The organism is Streptomyces sp. NPDC090032, from assembly GCF_044748025.1.
GTDB lineage: Bacteria > Actinomycetota > Actinomycetes > Streptomycetales > Streptomycetaceae > Streptomyces.
In genome coordinates, this window is sequence record NZ_JBIVFF010000014.1 from 14,738 (window position 1) to 31,335 (window position 16,598).

General features: G+C 69.8%; 14 protein-coding genes. 8 read left to right on the plus strand and 6 right to left on the minus strand.

The annotated features are described in order from the left end of the window. Complete coding sequence (locus ACIPWY_RS30745) at positions 1-783, plus strand: LON peptidase substrate-binding domain-containing protein (protein WP_362905431.1); 783 nt, start codon at positions 1-3, stop codon at positions 781-783. Between the two features lie 36 nt (positions 784-819). Next, positions 820-1,320 (plus strand): Cys-tRNA(Pro) deacylase, encoded by a 501-nt coding sequence (gene ybaK, locus ACIPWY_RS30750; protein ID WP_362905729.1) that lies wholly within the window; start codon positions 820-822, stop codon positions 1,318-1,320. Between the two features lie 158 nt (positions 1,321-1,478). Here ybaK and ACIPWY_RS30755 read toward each other — a convergent pair whose 3' ends face one another. The 4 genes from ACIPWY_RS30755 to ACIPWY_RS30770 all read right to left on the minus strand — a co-directional run bounded on the left by ACIPWY_RS30755 (position 1,479) and on the right by ACIPWY_RS30770 (position 5,466). Continuing rightward, on the minus strand, positions 1,479-2,129 hold the full coding sequence (locus ACIPWY_RS30755; protein WP_383885743.1) for an SLC41A family transporter: 651 nt from the start codon (positions 2,127-2,129) through the stop codon (positions 1,479-1,481). Between the two features lie 34 nt (positions 2,130-2,163). Next, positions 2,164-2,997 (minus strand): ABC transporter permease, encoded by an 834-nt coding sequence (locus tag ACIPWY_RS30760; RefSeq protein WP_383885740.1) that lies wholly within the window; start codon positions 2,995-2,997, stop codon positions 2,164-2,166. A gap of 51 nt (positions 2,998-3,048) precedes the next feature. Continuing rightward, complete coding sequence (locus tag ACIPWY_RS30765; protein WP_362905428.1) at positions 3,049-4,071, minus strand: ABC transporter ATP-binding protein; 1,023 nt, start codon at positions 4,069-4,071, stop codon at positions 3,049-3,051. Positions 4,072-4,146: 75 nt separating this feature from the next. Further along, positions 4,147-5,466 carry an NYN domain-containing protein gene (locus ACIPWY_RS30770; RefSeq protein WP_393698502.1) on the minus strand — a complete coding sequence of 440 codons (1,320 nt, stop codon included), beginning with the start codon at positions 5,464-5,466 and terminating at the stop codon, positions 4,147-4,149. 318 nt (positions 5,467-5,784) lie between these two features. Here ACIPWY_RS30770 and ACIPWY_RS30775 point away from each other — a divergent pair, with 318 nt between their 5' ends. Further along, complete coding sequence (locus tag ACIPWY_RS30775) at positions 5,785-5,964, plus strand: hypothetical protein (protein WP_116502594.1); 180 nt, start codon at positions 5,785-5,787, stop codon at positions 5,962-5,964. A gap of 145 nt (positions 5,965-6,109) precedes the next feature. Here the strand turns inward: ACIPWY_RS30775 and dnaE are convergent, their stop codons facing one another. Further along, positions 6,110-9,652, minus strand: coding sequence for a DNA polymerase III subunit alpha (dnaE, locus tag ACIPWY_RS30780; protein ID WP_362905424.1), 3,543 nt, complete (start codon positions 9,650-9,652; stop codon positions 6,110-6,112). 200 nt (positions 9,653-9,852) lie between these two features. Between dnaE and ACIPWY_RS30785 the strand changes: the two genes are divergently transcribed. The 5 genes from ACIPWY_RS30785 to ACIPWY_RS30805 all read left to right on the plus strand — a co-directional run bounded on the left by ACIPWY_RS30785 (position 9,853) and on the right by ACIPWY_RS30805 (position 15,964). Then, positions 9,853-11,178, plus strand: a complete 1,326-nt coding sequence (locus ACIPWY_RS30785; protein ID WP_362905422.1) for a DUF2252 domain-containing protein — start codon at positions 9,853-9,855, stop codon at positions 11,176-11,178. 83 nt (positions 11,179-11,261) lie between these two features. Continuing rightward, positions 11,262-11,951, plus strand: coding sequence for a hypothetical protein (locus ACIPWY_RS30790; protein ID WP_362905420.1), 690 nt, complete (start codon positions 11,262-11,264; stop codon positions 11,949-11,951). 61 nt (positions 11,952-12,012) lie between these two features. Beyond that, positions 12,013-12,831: a thioredoxin domain-containing protein gene (locus ACIPWY_RS30795; RefSeq protein WP_362905419.1), complete on the plus strand. Its 819-nt coding sequence runs from the start codon at positions 12,013-12,015 to the stop codon at positions 12,829-12,831. Positions 12,832-12,959: 128 nt separating this feature from the next. After that, on the plus strand, positions 12,960-14,648 hold the full coding sequence (locus ACIPWY_RS30800) for an alkaline phosphatase D family protein (protein WP_393698498.1): 1,689 nt from the start codon (positions 12,960-12,962) through the stop codon (positions 14,646-14,648). Between the two features lie 317 nt (positions 14,649-14,965). Then, complete coding sequence (locus ACIPWY_RS30805) at positions 14,966-15,964, plus strand: zinc metalloprotease (protein WP_383885729.1); 999 nt, start codon at positions 14,966-14,968, stop codon at positions 15,962-15,964. 16 nt (positions 15,965-15,980) lie between these two features. Here ACIPWY_RS30805 and ACIPWY_RS30810 read toward each other — a convergent pair whose 3' ends face one another. Further along, complete coding sequence (locus ACIPWY_RS30810) at positions 15,981-16,550, minus strand: dienelactone hydrolase family protein (protein WP_362905413.1); 570 nt, start codon at positions 16,548-16,550, stop codon at positions 15,981-15,983. Positions 16,551-16,598: the final 48 nt, after the last annotated feature.

Sequence of the window (16,598 nt, forward strand, 5' to 3'; positions counted from 1 at the left end):
GTGACCACCGTCCGGCTTCCGCTCTTTCCGCTCAACTCGGTGCTGTTCCCGGGACTCGTGCTTCCGCTGAACGTGTTCGAGGAGCGCTATCGCGCCATGATGCGCGACCTGCTGAAGACCTCCTCCGGGGGTTCCGAGGCCTCCGGCGACCCCGCCGACTCCGACGAGCCGCGCCGGTTCGCCGTCGTGGCGATCCGCGACGGCCACGAGGTCGCGCCCACCGCCCCCGGCATGCCGGACGAGGCGGCGAAGACCGCGGCCGAGGCGGGCCCCGCGGCCGGCTTCGGCGACGACCCGGTCAAGGCCCTGCACGGCGTGGGCTGCATCGCGGACGCCGCCACGATCCGGGAGCGTGCCGACGGCAGCTTCGAGGTGCTCGCCACCGGCACGACCCGTGTGAAGATCCACTCGGTCGACGCGTCGGGCGCCTATCTGACCGCCGAGGTCGAGGAGCTGCCCGAGGAGGCCGGCGACGAGGCGGGCGCCCTGGCCGAGGGGGTGCTGCGCGCCTTCCGCTCCTACCAGAAGCGGCTGGCGGGCGCCCGCGAGCGCACCCTGGCGACGGGCGCCGAACTGCCGGACGACCCGTCCGTCGTGTCCTACCTGGTGGCGGCGGCGGCCGTCCTCGACGTACCGACCAAGCAGCGCCTCCTCCAGGCCCCGGACACGGCGTCGCGCCTGCGCGACGAGCTGAAACTCCTTCGCTCCGAGACGGCGATCATCCGTAATCTGCCGTCCTTGCCGGCCGGCGACCTGACCCGGCAGGCGACCAGCCCCAACTGACGTGGCCGGTCCCGACTGACGTAAGGCATGAGGACGTTGGCGAAGAAGTCCAAGAAGCAGCAGTCCGGCGGAACCCCGGCGACCGTGGCGCTCACGGCCACGGGTACGCCCTTCACGACGCACGCGTACGAGCACGACCCGGCCCATCCCTCGTACGGGGACGAGGCGGCGGAGGCGATGGGGGTCTCCCCGGACCGGGTGTTCAAGACGCTCGTGGCCGATGTGGACGGCGAGCTGACCGTGGCCGTCGTGCCGGTGGCCGGCCAGCTCGATCTGAAGGCCCTGGCCACCGCCGTCGGCGGCAAGCGCGCCGCGATGGCCGACCCGGCGGCGGCGGAGCGCACCACGGGCTATGTGCGGGGCGGCATCTCCCCGCTGGGCCAGCGCAAGAAGCTGCGTACGGTCCTGGACGACTCGGCGCGGGCCCACGACACGATCTGTGTCTCGGCGGGCCGCCGCGGCCTGGAGGTGGAGTTGGCGCCCACGGATCTGGCGACGCTCACGTCCGCGGTCCTGGCCCCCATCGGCCGCACCTGACGCCGCCGGCCCCCGGGACCGGAATCCCCGCCACCTCTCGACGCGCGACATGTCCTCGACTAAGTACCGAGGACATGTCGAAGAGGACGCGCAAGCGGAAGTGGCGGGTCAGGAAGCACAAGGCCAATCACGGGCGCAGGCCCGCCTGAGAGCCGCCCTCAGAGAGCCGGAGGGCCGTCCTGCGGGTAGCGGGTGTCGAAGTACGGGTCGGGGTCGCGGGGCCCGAACAGGCCGGTCAGGCCGAGGTGGACGATCATCGCGGCGAGCGGCCAGGCGAGGAGCGCGCCCTTCGCCTTGAGTTCGAGCGGCGCGTCGAACGTGACGCCCTTGCCGACCTCCTTGGCGTGGGCGGCCACGTCCTGCGTGGGGCCGAGCCAGATCCCGAACCGCCAGGCGAGCAGACCGCCGAGGATTCCGCCGACGGCCAGGGCCACGACGAGCGGCACGCCGCCGCGCTTGCGCCACAGGAACACGGCGACCGCGCTGACGACGCCGAACGCGATTCCGAGCAGCGTGAACGTTCCGTCGACGCCGACGGCCTGCTCACCCTCGGTGTCCTTGAGGTAGACGGCCTGGGCGTCCGCGATGAGCGGCACGTGCGGCGCGAGCCACAGCCACAGCGCGCCCAGCAGCAGCCCGCACACGGCCAGCGCGACCGTGACGACGGCGGCCTCCCGCAACTCGGTCCTCATCCCTGGCCCGTCCTCCTGGTGCTCGTGAGCGTGCGACGGCACAGCGCCCGCGGGCCCGGAGGCCTGCCAGGGGTCGTGCTGGGGTTGCTGGGGTCGTGGCGTCAGCGGTGCAGTCACCCTGCCATCGTGCCAGGCGTCCGCGAGACGCGCGTCACCGGACGGCCGCCCGGCGGTACGCCCAGGTGGCGAGGGCCAGCGAGGCGACGCCGACGCCCGCGCAGACACCCAGATCGAGGAGCACGACGCCCCAGTCCGGATGGGCCCCGAAGGTGCGGGCGAAGGCCTCGACGCCGTACGTCGACGGCAGCAGATCGCGCGCGTACTGGATGATCCCCGGCATCCGGTCGGCCGGAAGAACCCCCAGAAGCAGCGCCGCGGACATGCCCAACTGACCGAGCAGCGTGGCCAGTTCGGGACGCGGTGCGAGCAGCCCTAGCGCGGCGCCGAGTCCGGAGAGCGCGGCACCGGCGAGCGGGATGACGGCGGCGAGCACCCACAGGTGCGCGAGCGGGAGCTGGAACATGACACAGCCGACGACGGCGGTGACCACGGTGCCGGGCACGGTGAAGGAGGCGTAGGCGCCGGCGGCGCCCAGCACCACGGCGGCGGGCGGCACGGGCAGCGTCGCGTAGTGATCGAGTCCGCCGGCGGCCCGCAGCTGTCCGAAATACTGCGCGAGCAGATTGAGAGCGACGAACGCCACGACCAGCACACTGGACCCGGCGACCACGGCCTGGGCCTCCCGCCCGCCGTCCACCACGCCCCGCATCAGGATCATGATGCCGACGGACTGGAAGGTGGCGACGAAGAGCAGGGGAATCCTGGCGACGCGGGCCCGCGAGAGCTGCGCGCGGTACACGGCCGCGAGGGACGGCAGCAGCCGGGCCCGCGGGGCGAGCTCGCCGACGGCATCGCCCTCGGCACTCAGCCCGCTCGCGCCCGTCCGGGCGCCGCCCTGAAGGACCTCAGCGGGTACGACACTCACGGTGCGCGACTCCTGTCGTGACTGTTCCGTCGGGTACCGGGGCCGCCGTGTTCACGACTTCACCAGCCCCTTGGCCTCGCCGCCGAGCGCCAGATACACATCTTCCAGGCTCGGCGTGGTCAGGGAGAAATCGTCCAGGTCGGAGAACGCGGGACCGCCGGTGACGGCGGCGACGGCGGCCCGTGCCTCGTCGGGGCCGAGCCGCAGCGACCAGCGGCGCCCCGACTCGACGGCAAGAGCCCGCAGCGCGGCGACGGCAGGCACATCGAGAGGCGCCCGTTCCCGCCACACGAGCTCGACGCGCACCTCGCCGGCGACCTTCTCCTTCAGCCCGGCCGGGGTGTCACAGGCGATGACGCGCCCGCGGTCGAGCACGGCGACGCGATCGAGCACGGTCTCGGCCTCGATGACGTTATGGGTGACCAGCACGACCGTGGTCCCGCTCTCGGCCCGCCGCCGGTCGACGGCGGCCCAGACGGCCCGGCGGGCGACGGGATCCATCCCCGTGGTCGGCTCGTCGAGCACCAGCAGCGGCCGCTCCCCCACAAGGGCAGCGGCAAAGCAGGCAAGCCGCCGCTGCCCACCGGAAAGCTTCTTCAGGGGCCGCGAGGCAATCGCCCCGAGCCCCAGCTCCTCGACCACGGCGTCCCGCTCGGCGCGGGCCGTACGCAGGTCGAGCCCCCGCAGCCGCCCGGTCGTCTCGGCGGCCAGCGACACGGTCAGCTCGTCCAGAGCGCTCGACTCCTGCCCCAGATAGGCCAGAATCCGCGAGGCCCGCTCCGGATACCGCACGATGTCGTGCCCAAGAATCCCGACGCTCCCGCTGTCGGGCCGCATCAGCCCGGTCAGCTGCCGTACGAGGGTGGACTTACCGGCGCCGTTCGGCCCGAGCAGCCCGAAGATCTCCCCGCGCCGGATCTCGAGGGACACCCCGTCGGTGGCCCGGATCGCAGCGCTCCCGGGCGCTCCACGACGCCCGCGGGTGGCGGGATACGTCCGCACGAGATCCCGCACGACGCACACCAGATCTCCCCGTCGCCCTCTGGGGGCCGCCTGTGCCGTGCGCGTACTCACGAAGGACGAGACTACGGGGTCCCACCCCCCGTACGACGCCCGGGTCAGGACATGCCACCGAAACCGGACGCCCCTCTACTCCGCGGCCACCCGCTCCGCAGCGCTACGCACATCTACCTCCCGCCAGAACCCGGCCCGAATCGCATACCGATCGTGCTCGTCGATCTGATCGTCCTTGTGGGCGAGGAGCCCGAACCGCGCGGCATACCGCAGCAGTTCCCCGTCGATGCGATGCGGCACCCGCGGATACATGGTGGAGAGCTTCTGCAGCTGAACCTCGTCCCCCAGCCGCTCCATCCACCGCCGGGCGAACACCTGCCCCACCTCGAAGGGGTCACCCCCGACGGTGGTGATGTCCTCCTCGCGGTCGGCCCACCGCTGCTCCGCGGTGGTCAGCTGGGCCAGCGTCGGCAGGGACGCCGCGTCCGCGGACTCCCCCACGACCCCGGGCCGCTCGACCCACCCCTTGTCGGACGACCACCGCAACGTCGCGTTGGCGGGGTGCTGCCCGGGATGAACCTGGGGATGGCCCCCGAGCCCGGGCGCGGCGCCGGGCCCTCGCAGGGCGGCGAGGTCCTTGGGCGTGGGGACACCCTTCCCCGCACCACCCCGCTCGTCCTCGGTCCCCCCGCCGTGGTCCTCACGAGGAGCCGCCCCGTGATCGACACCGGAACCGGCCGGGGCACCACCCTGCCCGGCGCCGCCGGGGGCGCCACCGCCCGCCACGTCGGACAGGTCCGCGGAGTGCCCCGCGGCGGAGGCGAGCGCGGACTCGGGCAGCGGCGCGGACAGAATCGCCGCGATCTCCGGCCGCGGAGCGGGCTGCGGCGCACAGATCCCGCCGACTTCCTTCGCCCGCACGGCCTTGGTGATCCAGGCCCGGTCGAGCACGCGCCGCTCATCGGCCTCGGCGACGAGGTCCTCGGACTGGTTGTAGTCGCCGTCGGCGGCCTGCACGGCCCACAGATGCACGGCGACCCCGTGCTCCTTCGCGGCCATCATGCCGGGCAGCAGATCACCGTCGCCGGTGACGAGCACGATGTCGGAACAGGCGCGATTACGGGCGAGTTCGGTCAGCTCGGCGTGCATCGCCGCGTCGACACCCTTCTGCGCCCACCGCCCGTCACTACGGGTGAGCGCGCCGAGCCGTACGGTCACGCGGGGCATCACGCGGAGCCGGCGGTGCTCGGGCTGGGGCACCCGGTCCGGCGCCCCGTCGAACCAGTAGATCCGCAGAAGTGGCCGCTCGGTGTCGGCTTCGGCGCGCTCACGCAACCCCTGGATGAGGGAGACGTGGTCGACGGTGATCCGGGACCGGGACGGCTCCCCCGCGAGGAGACTCGCGGCGGCCCCCAGCAGGTAACCGGCGTCCACCAGGACGATGCAACGGTCCACGCGATCCACCCTCTTTCGCTGAATTACCGGCGTCCGGAGGTCCCACGGTGTTGACGATCGCGGGTTCGCTTCGGGTTTCCTTCGAGTCTGCCCGACCACGCGGGGGTTAACGGCCCGAACTCGATCTTCGGCGTGGCGGATCGGACGAATTCCCGAAACGGTCCCGCTCGCGGAACTCCCGAGACGCTCCGACAGCTCCCTGACAACGCCCTGACAGCGCTTATTACGCACGGTAATTCTCTGAAATGCGTGCCTCGTCAGCATATGTGAATCTGAATCCGGCCCTGGCCCCTAGACCCCCCGCAGGAGGCAGTCACCATGGCCAAGAACAAGAACCGCAAGCAGGGCGACCAGCGCAGCCGCGCTTCCGCCTCCGAGCAGGCTTCCGAGCAGGCCAAGTCGGCCGGTATGGAAGCCCAGTCGGAGATGCAGTCGCAGGCTCAGGGCACCCCGGCGGATGTTGCCCGCAAGCACCAGCGCCGCTTCGGCCACAACTGACGCCTTGCACAAGGCTGGTGGCCCTTCGGCCACACAGTGAGGGGCCCTCCCGGAATCTTCCGGGAGGGCCCCTCACTCACGTAACGGCCAAAGCCTCAGGGCCTCTCGGCCCGCCTCGGCCTCGGCCCGCTTCGGCCCGCCCCCGTCAACCCGCGAGACAGGACGGCCCGAGGAGCACCTTCAGGTCGCCGAAGAGCGCGGGATCGGGCTGCACGCGGTGCCGGTCGAGCCGCAGCACCGTTGTCTTGCGGGCCCCTTGGAGCTTGATCCGCACTTCGCTGTTGCCCCTGTGGTGGCTGAGGATCTCGCCGAGCCTGCTGACCATCGGCGGGGTCACCTTCACCGTGGGGATGGTGATCGTGACGGGCGCGTTGGTCCCGGCGTTCGACAGGTCGGGGACCATGAGCTCCATCGCGACCAGGCGCGGCACGTCTTCGCGCTTGTCGAGGCGTCCCTTGACGAACACGACGGCGTCCTCGACGAGTTGGGTCGACACCAGCTGATACGTCGCCGGGAAGAACATGCACTCGATGGAGCCGGCCAGGTCCTCGACCGTCGCGATGGCCCAGGCGTTGCCCTGCTTGGTCATCTTGCGCTGGAGGCCCGAGATGATGCCGCCGATGGTGACGATCGAGCCGTCCGAGTAGTCGCCGCCGGTGAGTTGCCCGATGCCCGCGTCCGCCTTGTCGGACAGCACGTGTTCGAGACCGAACAGCGGGTGGTCGGAGACGTACAGACCGAGCATCTCGCGCTCCTGGGCGAGGAGATAGGTCTTCTCCCACTCGTCCTCGGAGAATTCGACGTCGAGCCCGAAGCCCGGCTCGCTGCTGTCCTCCTCGCCCATGCCGCCGAAGAGGTCGAACTGGCCCTCGGCCTCCTTGCGCTTGACCTGCACGACGTTGTCGATCATCGGCTCGTACTGTGCGGTGAGGCCCTTGCGGGTGTGCCCCATCGTGTCGAACGCGCCCGCCTTGATCAGCGACTCCGTGGTCCGCTTGTTGCACGCGGCGGCCTCGACCTTGTCGAGGTAGTCGGGGAAGGAGGCGTACTTCCCCTTCGCCTTGCGGCTGCGGATGATCGACTCGACCACGTTCGTACCGACGTTACGGACGGCGGAGAGGCCGAAGAGGATCACCTCGTCGCCCTGGGCGGCGAAGTTGTGCTCGGACTCGTTCACATTCGGCGGGAGGACCTTGATGCCCATGCGCCGGCATTCGTTGAGATAGATCGCGGACTTGTCCTTGTCGTCCTTCACCGACGTGAGCAGCGCGGCCATGTACTCGGCCGGGTAGTTCGCCTTGAGGTAGGCGGTCCAGTAGGTGACGAGGCCGTACGCGGAGGAGTGCGCCTTGTTGAACGCGTATCCGGCGAAGGGCACGAGGACGTCCCACAGGGCCTGGATCGCCGCGTCGGAGAAGCCGTTCTTGCGGGCACCGCCCTGGAAGATGGAGAAGTTCTTCTCCAGCTCCTCCGGCTTCTTCTTGCCCATCACGCGGCGCAGGATGTCGGCCTCGCCGAGCGAGTATCCGGCGATGATCTGGGCGGCCTTCTGCACCTGCTCCTGGTACACGATGAGGCCGTGGGTGAGACCCAGGGTCTCCTTCAGCGGCTCTTCGAGCTCCGGGTGGATCGGGGTGATCTCCTGGCGCCCGTTCTTGCGCTCCGCGTAGTTCGTGTGCGAGTTCATGCCCATCGGGCCCGGCCGGTACAGGGCCGAGACGGCGGAAATGTCCTCGAAGTTGTCGGGCTGCATCTGGCGGAGCAGCGAGCGCATGGGACCGCCGTCGAACTGGAACACACCGAGCGTGTCACCGCGGCAGAGCAGTTCGTACGTCTTCGGGTCGTCCAGCGGGAGGGCGAGCATCTCCAGGTCGATGCCCTTGTTCGCCTTCACCATCTTGACGGCGTCGTCCATGATCGTGAGGTTGCGCAGGCCCAGGAAGTCCATCTTGATCAGGCCGAGCGACTCGCACTGCGGGTAGTCCCACTGCGTGATGGTGACGCCGTCGGTGTGCCGCGTCCAGAGCGGGGCGTGTTCGACGATGGGCTCGCTGGACATGATGACGCCGGCGGCGTGCACGCCCATCTGCCGGACCAGACCCTCGACGCCCTTGGCGGTGTCGATGACCTTCTTGACGTCCGGCTCGTTCTCGTACATCCCCCGGATCTCGCCCGCCTCGCTGTAGCGCGGGTGGGCGGGGTCGGTGATGCCCGACAGGTCGATGCCCTTGCCGAGGACGTCGGCGGGCATCGCCTTGGTGAGGCGGTCGCCCATCGCGTACGGGTAGCCGAGGACGCGCGCGGAGTCCTTGATCGCGTTCTTGGCCTTGATCTTTCCGTAGGTGCCGATCATGGCGACCTTGTCGGCGCCGTACTTCTCGGTCACGTACCTGATCACTTCGACGCGCCTGCGCTCGTCGAAGTCGATGTCGACATCGGGCATGGAGACGCGCTCGGGGTTGAGGAAGCGCTCGAAGATCAGGCCGTGCGTGATCGGGTCAAGGTCGGTGATGCCCATGGCGTACGCGACGATCGAGCCGGCCGCGGATCCTCGGCCGGGGCCGACCGCGATGCCGTTGTTCTTCGCCCACATGATGAAGTCGGCGACCACGAGGAAGTAGCCGGGGAACCCCATCTGGATGATGACGTCCATCTCGTACTCCGCCTGCTTCTGGCGGTCGTCGGGCACGCCACCGGGGTAGCGGCGGTTCATGCCGCGCCGCACTTCCTCCTTGAACCAGGTGGTGTTGGTGTAGCCCTCCTCCGGGATGTCGAACCTCGGCATCAGGTCGCGCTTCTCGAACATGCCCGTGGTGTCGATCTGCTCGGCGACCAGGAGCGTGTTGGCGCAGCCCTCCTGCCAGGCGTCCGAGGAGTCGACGGCGTACATCTCGTCGGTCGTCTTGAGGTAGTAGCCGGTCCCGTCGAAGCGGAAGCGGTCCGGGTCCGAGAGGTTCTTGCCGGTCTGGATGCAGAGCAGGGCGTCGTGCGCGCTCGCCTCGTGCGCGTACGTGTAGTGCGAGTCGTTCGTCACCAGTGGCGGGATGCCGAGCTTCTTGCCGATCTCCAGGAGTCCGTCGCGGACCCGGCGCTCGATCTCGATGCCGTGGTCCATCAGCTCCAGGAAGTACCGGTCCTTGCCGAAGATGTCCTGGTACTCGGCGGCCGACTTGAGGGCCTCGTCGAACTGGCCGAGGCGAAGACGGGTCTGGAGCTCGCCGGACGGGCAGCCGGTCGAGGCGATGAGCCCCTCCGACCACTGGGAGATCGTCTCCTTGTCCATGCGCGGCCACTTCTGCAGCCAGCCTTCCGCGTACGCGTCCGAGGACAGGCGGAAGAGGTTGTGCAGGCCCGTGCTGTTCGCCGCCCAGATCGTCTTGTGGGTGTAACCACCCGAACCGGACACGTCGTCCCGCTTCTGGTGCGGCTGGCCCCACTTGACCTTCCGCTTGTTGCGCCGGGACTCGGGGGCGACGTACGCCTCGATGCCGATGATCGGGACGACCCCGGACTTCTTCGCGGTATGGAAGAAGTCGTACGCCCCGTGGAGGTTGCCGTGGTCGGACATGGCGATATGCGTCATGCCCATTTCATTGCAGGCATTGAACATGTCCTTGAGCCGCGCGGCACCGTCCAGCAGCGAGTACTGGGTGTGGACGTGCAGGTGCGTGAACGGCGGCTTTGACACGGTTTCGGCCTCCAGCGAGAACGGACGGAAACGGACCGGTGACGGGCAGCGGTCGGTCTCGGGGGACAGCTTGGAAGTCTACGGGTGGGCACTGACAACCGACGGGCACTCGGGGGTACGGTCGTGCGTTGGACAGAACAGAATCTCTGTTCCGCACCTCACGATCCACGGCACAAGCCCGCACCAGGAGGCACCCCGCGATGTCGGTCCCGCAGCCCACCGCTGAGCAGCGCGGCGAGCAGATCCTCACCGTCTTCGACACCGCGTTCGGCGAGCTCCTGGCCGCCGACCCGGCGGCGTTCCGGGTCAAGTTCCGGAAGATGGCGTCGTCCGCGTTCGCGTTCTACCGCGGGACGGCGTGCCTGTTCTACGCGGACCTGGAGCGCGAGCGGCACGGCGGTCCGTACCTGGACGACCGCACGGGCCGAGTGTGGATCCACGGCGATCTGCACGCGGAGAACTTCGGCACGTACATGGACTCCACGGGCCGCCTGATCTTCAATGTGAACGACTTCGACGAGGCGTACGTCGGCCCCTTCACCTGGGACCTCAAGCGCTTCGCCGCCTCGGTGGCCCTGATCGGCTACTCCAAGGCGCTCGGCGACGAGCAGATCACCGACCTGGTGCGCACGTACGCGGGCGCGTACCGGGAGCGGATCCACGCGCTGGCGACGGGCGCCAAGAGCGACGAGGTGCCGCCCTTCACGCTGGACACCGCAGAGGGCCCGCTCCTGGACGCGCTGCGTGACGCCCGCTCCCTGACGCGCTTCGCCCTCCTCGACTCGATGACGGAGATCCGTGACTTCGAGCGCCGTTTCGCGCCCGGCGGCGGCTCCATCGAGCTCGACGCGGCGACGCGCTACAAAGTCCTCGCGGCCTTCGACGGGTACCTGGAGACGCTCCCCGACTCGTCCCTGACCCGTCCCGACTCGTACCGGGTGAAGGACGTCGTGGGGCGGCGCGGCATCGGCATCGGCTCCGCGGGCCTGCCCTCGTACAACATCCTCCTGGAGGGCAACAGCGACGCCCTGGAGAACGATGTCGTGATCTATCTCAAGCAGGCGCAGACGCCGGCCGTGTCGCGGCACATCACCGACGCGGCGATCCGCGACTACTTCCAGCACGAGGGTCACCGCACGGTGATCTCGCAGCGCGCTCTGCAGGCGCACGCCGACCCGTGGCTGGGCTGGACGGAGCTGGACGGCTCCGGGCAGCTGGTCGCCGAGGTGTCGCCGTACGCGGTGGACCTCGACTGGTCGGACATCGACGACCTGGACGAGATCGCCGCGGTCGTCGCGGACCTCGGCCGGGCCACGGCGACGATGCACGCGGCGGCCGACGACCTGTCCGGGCAGTCCCTGGTGCCGTTCTCCACGGAGCGGGCCATCGACGCGGCGATCGCGGCGGACGAGGACGGCTTCGCGGGTCTCCTGGTCGACTTCGCGCACGACTACGGCGCACGCGCGCGTGCGGACCACCAGATCTTCGTGGACCTCTTCCGCAACGGCCGGATCACGGGCCTGTAGGCCGCAGGGGCCGGCCCCGCTCCCGTAACTCACAGCGACCCTTTAGGGGTCCCTTACAGGAACGCATGCGACACTCCTCCGCGATGGACGACATATCCGGGACCCAGCTCAGAGCCGTGCGCGCGGCGCTCTTCACGGCGCTCGTCGTGACGCTCTCCGCCGCGTCGCACGTCCTGCTGTCCCGGGTCCCCCTTCCGGTGGTGACGGTGGCGGCCACGGCCCTCGCCGTCTTCGTCCTCGCGTACGCGCTGGCGGGGCGCGAGCGGAGCTTCGGCCGGATCGCGGCCCTGCTCGTGCCGCTGGAGCTGGCCGCCGACACGGTGTTCACCACGGGCCAGCACGTCTGTTACGGCCAGGCGGGCGGGCCCGTCGCCGGGCCGCTGCGCGCGGTCGGTCTCGACGTCCTGTGCGGCGGCAGCGTCGGTACGCCGCTGGCCGGGATGACCGCCGGCCACACCGACAAGGCGGCCTCGCTCCTCGCGCACACCGACCCGGCCGCCGCCTGGCTGCTCCTCGGCGCGCACGTCGCCGTGGGCCTTCTCGCCGCCGCCTGGCTGCGCCGCGGCGAGCAGGCGCTGGCCCAGCTGCTGCGCGCGGTCGCCGGGTTCTCCTTCCGTCCGCTGCTGATCGCCTTCGCCGCGGTGCGGGCCCGCCTGGAGCCCGTACGCCGCCTGCCGCGGCGGCCTTCGCGCCGGGTGCGGGCCGCGCGTACGCAGCTGTGGGCGCACTCCGTGGGACGGCGCGGACCGCCGTGCACGGTCCTGGCCGCCTGAGGCCGGACCCCAGCACAGCAGTCCATCTGAAGACTTCGCAGAACCCACACGGAGAACGATCATGAGCCAGAGGAACAGCCAGGCCGCGAAGACGGCGGCCCGCGAGCGGCTTCGCGTCGAGCGCGAGAAGCAGGCCAAGAAGGACAAGGCGAAGCGGCAGGCGACCGTCGCCGGTGGCGTCGTCGCGGTCCTCGCGATAGCCGGCGGCATCGGCTTCGCCGTGATGCAGGGCAACAAGCCCTCCTACTGGGAAGCGGCGAAGGACGACAAGCTGGTCGCGCCCAAGAACACCACGGGCAAGAACAACACGACGGTGACCCTCGGCAAGGACTCCGCCAAGAAGACGCTCATCGCCTACGAGGACTCGCGCTGCCCGGTCTGCGCCGCCTTCGAGCAGACGGTCGGCCCGACGGTGAAGAAGGACCTCGACGGCGGCAAGTACAAGATCCAGTACGTCGGCGCCACCTTCCTCGACAGGAACCTCCAGGGCGAGGGTTCCAAGAACGCGCTCAGCGCGCTCGGCTCCGCGCTGAACGTCTCCAAGGACGCCTTCTGGGACTTCAAGGAGGCGCTGTACTCCACGAAGTGGCACCCGGAGGAGACGGACGACAAGTTCAAGGACGATGCGTACCTCATCAAGATCGCGAACACCGTCCCGGAGCTGAAGAACGACGCGGCCTTCCAGAAGGACGTCAAGGACGGCACCTTCGACAGGTGGGCGCTGGAGATGTCGAAGAACTTCGACGACAACAAGTACGGGGTCCAGGGCACCCCGTCGTTCGTGATGGACGGCAAGCAGCTCACCGGCCCGGACGGCAAGACCGCGCCCAGCACCGTCGCCGACTACAACACCGCGGTCGACAAGGCGCTCAAGGGCTGACGCGAATCGGCGGCCGCAGCGGCTGACGCGAGTCGGCGGCCTGAGCGGCTGACGCGCCGTCGAAGTGTGGGCGAACTCTTCGGAGTTCGCCCACACTTTTCTCTTACTGATCAGTAATGTGATCGCTCGTGACCAGTCGACTCAACATAGACAGACCTCTCGGCGACACCGCCGGGACGGCCAACTCCCTTGCCCCGCGCCGCCGTTCGGTCGTGAAGGCCGCCGCCGCCACGGCAGGCGCGGCCGCCCTCGCCCAGCTCGCCACCGCGCCCGCCGCACACGCGGCCGACGGGCCCGCTTTCCTGCACGGCGTCGCGTCGGGGGACCCGCTGCCCGACGGCGTCCTCCTGTGGACGCGCGTGACGCCCACCCCTGACGCCGTGCCCGGCTCCGGAAAGGGCGCCGACACGGACGTCCGCTGGGAGGTCGCGCAGGACAAGGACTTCCGCCAGGTCGTCGCCCACGGCACCACCACCGCGCGGGCGTCCGCCGATCACACCGTCAAGGCGGATGTAAGGGGCCTGCTCCCGGCGAGCGTCTATTACTTCCGCTTCTCCGTAGAGGGCACTTCCTCGCCTGTCGGCCGTACGCGCACTGCGCCCGCGCTCGACGCGCAGGCCACGGGCGTCCGCTTCGGCGTGGTCTCCTGCGCCAACTGGGAGGCCGGCTACTTCTCGGCGTACCGCCATCTCGCCGCCCGCACCGACCTGGACGCGGTCCTCCACCTCGGCGACTACATCTACGAGTACAAGACCGGCGAGTACCCCGAGGCCAAGTACGTCGTACGGCAGCACGAACCGCGGCACGAGATCCTCACGCTCGCCGACTACCGCGTGCGCCACGGCCTGCACAAGACCGACGCCGACGTGATGGCCGTGCACGCCGCGCACCCGCTCATCGCCATCTGGGACGACCACGAGTTCGCCAACGACGCCTGGTCGGGCGGCGCCGAGAACCACACGCCCGGTACCGAGGGCGACTGGGCGGCGCGCCAGCAGGCCGCCAAGCAGGCCTACTTCGAGTGGATGCCGGTGCGCCCGTCCACCGCGGGCACGGTCTACCGCCGCCTGCGTTTCGGCAAGCTGGCCGATCTGCACCTGCTCGACCTGCGCTCCTTCCGCTCCCAGCAGTCGACCGTCGGCAACGGCGACGTGGACTCCCCCGAGCGCTCCATCACCGGCCGCGCCCAGCTCGACTGGCTGAAGGCGGGCCTGGCCGGGTCCGACGCCTCGTGGAAGCTGGTCGGCACCTCGGTGATGATCTCGCCGGTCGCCTTCGGCTCGCTGCCGGCCCATCTGCTGGAGCCGCTCGCCGAGTTGCTCGGCCTGCCGACCGGCGGCCTCGCGATCAACGTCGACCAGTGGGACGGCTACACGCACGATCGCAAGGAACTGATCGCGCACCTGCGGGACAAGGCGATCCGCAACACCGTCTTCCTCACCGGCGACATCCACATGGCCTGGGCGAACGACGTACCGGTGACGGCCGGAACGTACCCCCTCTCCCCGTCCGCGGCCACCGAGTTCGTCGTCACGTCGGTGACCTCCGACAACCTCGACGACATCCTGCACGTGGCTCCGAACACGATCTCGACCGTGGCGGAAGGCGCCATCAAGGCGGCCAACCGCCATGTGAAGTGGCTGGACATGGACGCCCACGGCTACGGCGTCCTCGACGTCACCGCCGAACGCTCGCAGATGGACTACTACGTCGTCTCCGACCGCAAGGATCCGGCCGCGACGACCTCCTGGTCCCGCTCCTACCGCACCCTCAGCGGTACGCAGAAGGTCGAGCGGGTGAACGCTCCGGTGCGCTGACCCGCGCCTCGGGTCGCACACGAGGGGCTAATTCCAGCCACTCGCCGGTGCGTTAACAGCAGATCACACCGCTACGGCGGGTGGTGCTGCCCGCGGATCGAATGCGGACACACCACCCGTCTCGGTAACCGCTCCCGTTACGCCCGCGTCTCAAACTCCGGACGCCACACGAAAATTTTTTCCCGATGCCCCGAATTGCCGGAGGAAGAGCGGCAGTTGATTGGGCCAGAACATCGCTCTTCAAGGGCTGACATGGCCACGTAATCTCCCCGCGGCGGCGAGGAAGTTCCTCCCCCACCCGTCCGCGAGGAGTCCGCATGACCACGCTTGCCCGAATATCTCCGCTGATGCGCCGCCGCGTGCTCGGCACCGCGCTGGTGGCCGGAACCCTGGCCATCGCCCCGCTGTCCGCCCCCTCGGGCAGCGCCGCGACCGCCAAGGCATCGGCCTCTGCGGAGAAGTGCGCCGACAGCGGCAACGCCGTGGCACGGGAGAAGAAGCCCACCGGCGCCGGCCACGCGCAGGAGCCGAACGAGGTCAGCGCGGCCAAGGCCAAGTCCATGGACACGGACATGCAGCGCAGACTCGACAAGATGCGCGCCGACGGCACCCTCTCCAGAGGCCTCGCCGCCGCGTCGACCACGATCCCGGTCTACGTCCACGTCGTCCACGACGGCGCGACCGGCAAGCTCACGTCGACCGACATCACCAAGCAGATCGACGTCCTGAACGCGGCCTACAGCGGCCAGGGCACCGGTAACAACGACTCGGGCTTCACGTTCACCCTGGCCGGCACCGACTACACGGACAACGCCGCCTGGTACAACGGCATCACGCCGGGCTCCGCCGCCGAGAAGTCCATGAAGTCCTCGCTGCGCAAGGGCGGTGCGGGCGCGCTGAACTTCTACACCGCGAACCTCGGCGACGACCTGCTCGGCTGGGCGACCTTCCCGTCCTCGTACAAGTCGAACCCGTCCGACGACGGCGTGGTCGTCCTCGACACCTCGCTGCCGGGCGGCTCGGCCACCAACTACAACCAGGGCGACACCGGCACCCACGAGATCGGCCACTGGATGGGGCTGTACCACACGTTCCAGGGCGGCTGCAGTGGCAACGGTGACTACGTCAGCGACACCCCGGCCGAGAAGAGCGCTGCCTTCGAGTGCCCGACCGGGCGCGACACCTGCACCAACAAGACGGGTGTCGACCCGATCCACAACTTCATGGACTACACGTACGACTCCTGCATGTACCAGTTCACCGCGGGCCAGGTGCAGCGGATGAAGGACAGCTGGACGGCGTACCGCGCGGGCTAGCGGGCGAAGTCAGGCCCTAGAGCGAATCGAGGAAGCCGAGCGCCACCCGCCAGGTGGCCTCGGCCGCCTCCGCGTCGTAGTCCGGCAGTTCGGGGTCGGTGTAGAGGTGGCCGGCGCCCGGGTAGCGGTAGACCTCCACGTCGGCGCCGGTCCGGCCCATCTGCAGGTACCAGGCGCTGAGCCAGTCGTCGGTCTCGAACGGGTCGGGTTCGGCGACGTGGAGCTGGACGGGCAGCTCGTCCACGGACGCGTTCTCGGCGATGTCCGACGTGCCGTGCAGGAGCAGCAGCCCGCGCGCCTTGTCGTCGCCGAGGGCCAGGGTCTGTGCGATCGAGGCGCCGAGGGAGAACCCGGCGTAGACGAGCCCGCGCTCGGAGTAGGGAGCGGCGGCGAGGATGGCGCGCTTGAGCAGCTCGTCCTTGCCGATCTCCTCGTTGAAGGCCATGCCGTCCTCGACGGTGTCGAAGGTGCGGCCCTCGAAGAGGTCCGGGGTCCACACCTCGTGTCCGGCGGCACGCAGCCGGTCGGCCGCGTCACGGACGGCGGGACGCAGGCCGTACGTCGAGTGGAAAAGCATGATGTTCATGGGGCCCATGGTGCCATCCGGGGGCGCCCGCGACCGTCAGCGGCCGTG

Bases quoted from the DNA above. Each gene is read 5' to 3' on its own strand.
- ACIPWY_RS30805 (WP_383885729.1), top strand. From the start codon at position 14,966: ATGACCACGCTTGCCCGAATATCTCCGCTGATGCGCCGCCGCGTGCTC.
- ACIPWY_RS30810 (WP_362905413.1), bottom strand. From the start codon at position 16,550: ATGAACATCATGCTTTTCCACTCGACGTACGGCCTGCGTCCCGCCGTC.
- ACIPWY_RS30795 (WP_362905419.1), top strand. From the start codon at position 12,013: ATGAGCCAGAGGAACAGCCAGGCCGCGAAGACGGCGGCCCGCGAGCGG.
- ACIPWY_RS30790 (WP_362905420.1), top strand. From the start codon at position 11,262: ATGGACGACATATCCGGGACCCAGCTCAGAGCCGTGCGCGCGGCGCTC.
- ACIPWY_RS30785 (WP_362905422.1), top strand. From the start codon at position 9,853: ATGTCGGTCCCGCAGCCCACCGCTGAGCAGCGCGGCGAGCAGATCCTC.
- ACIPWY_RS30775 (WP_116502594.1), top strand. From the start codon at position 5,785: ATGGCCAAGAACAAGAACCGCAAGCAGGGCGACCAGCGCAGCCGCGCT.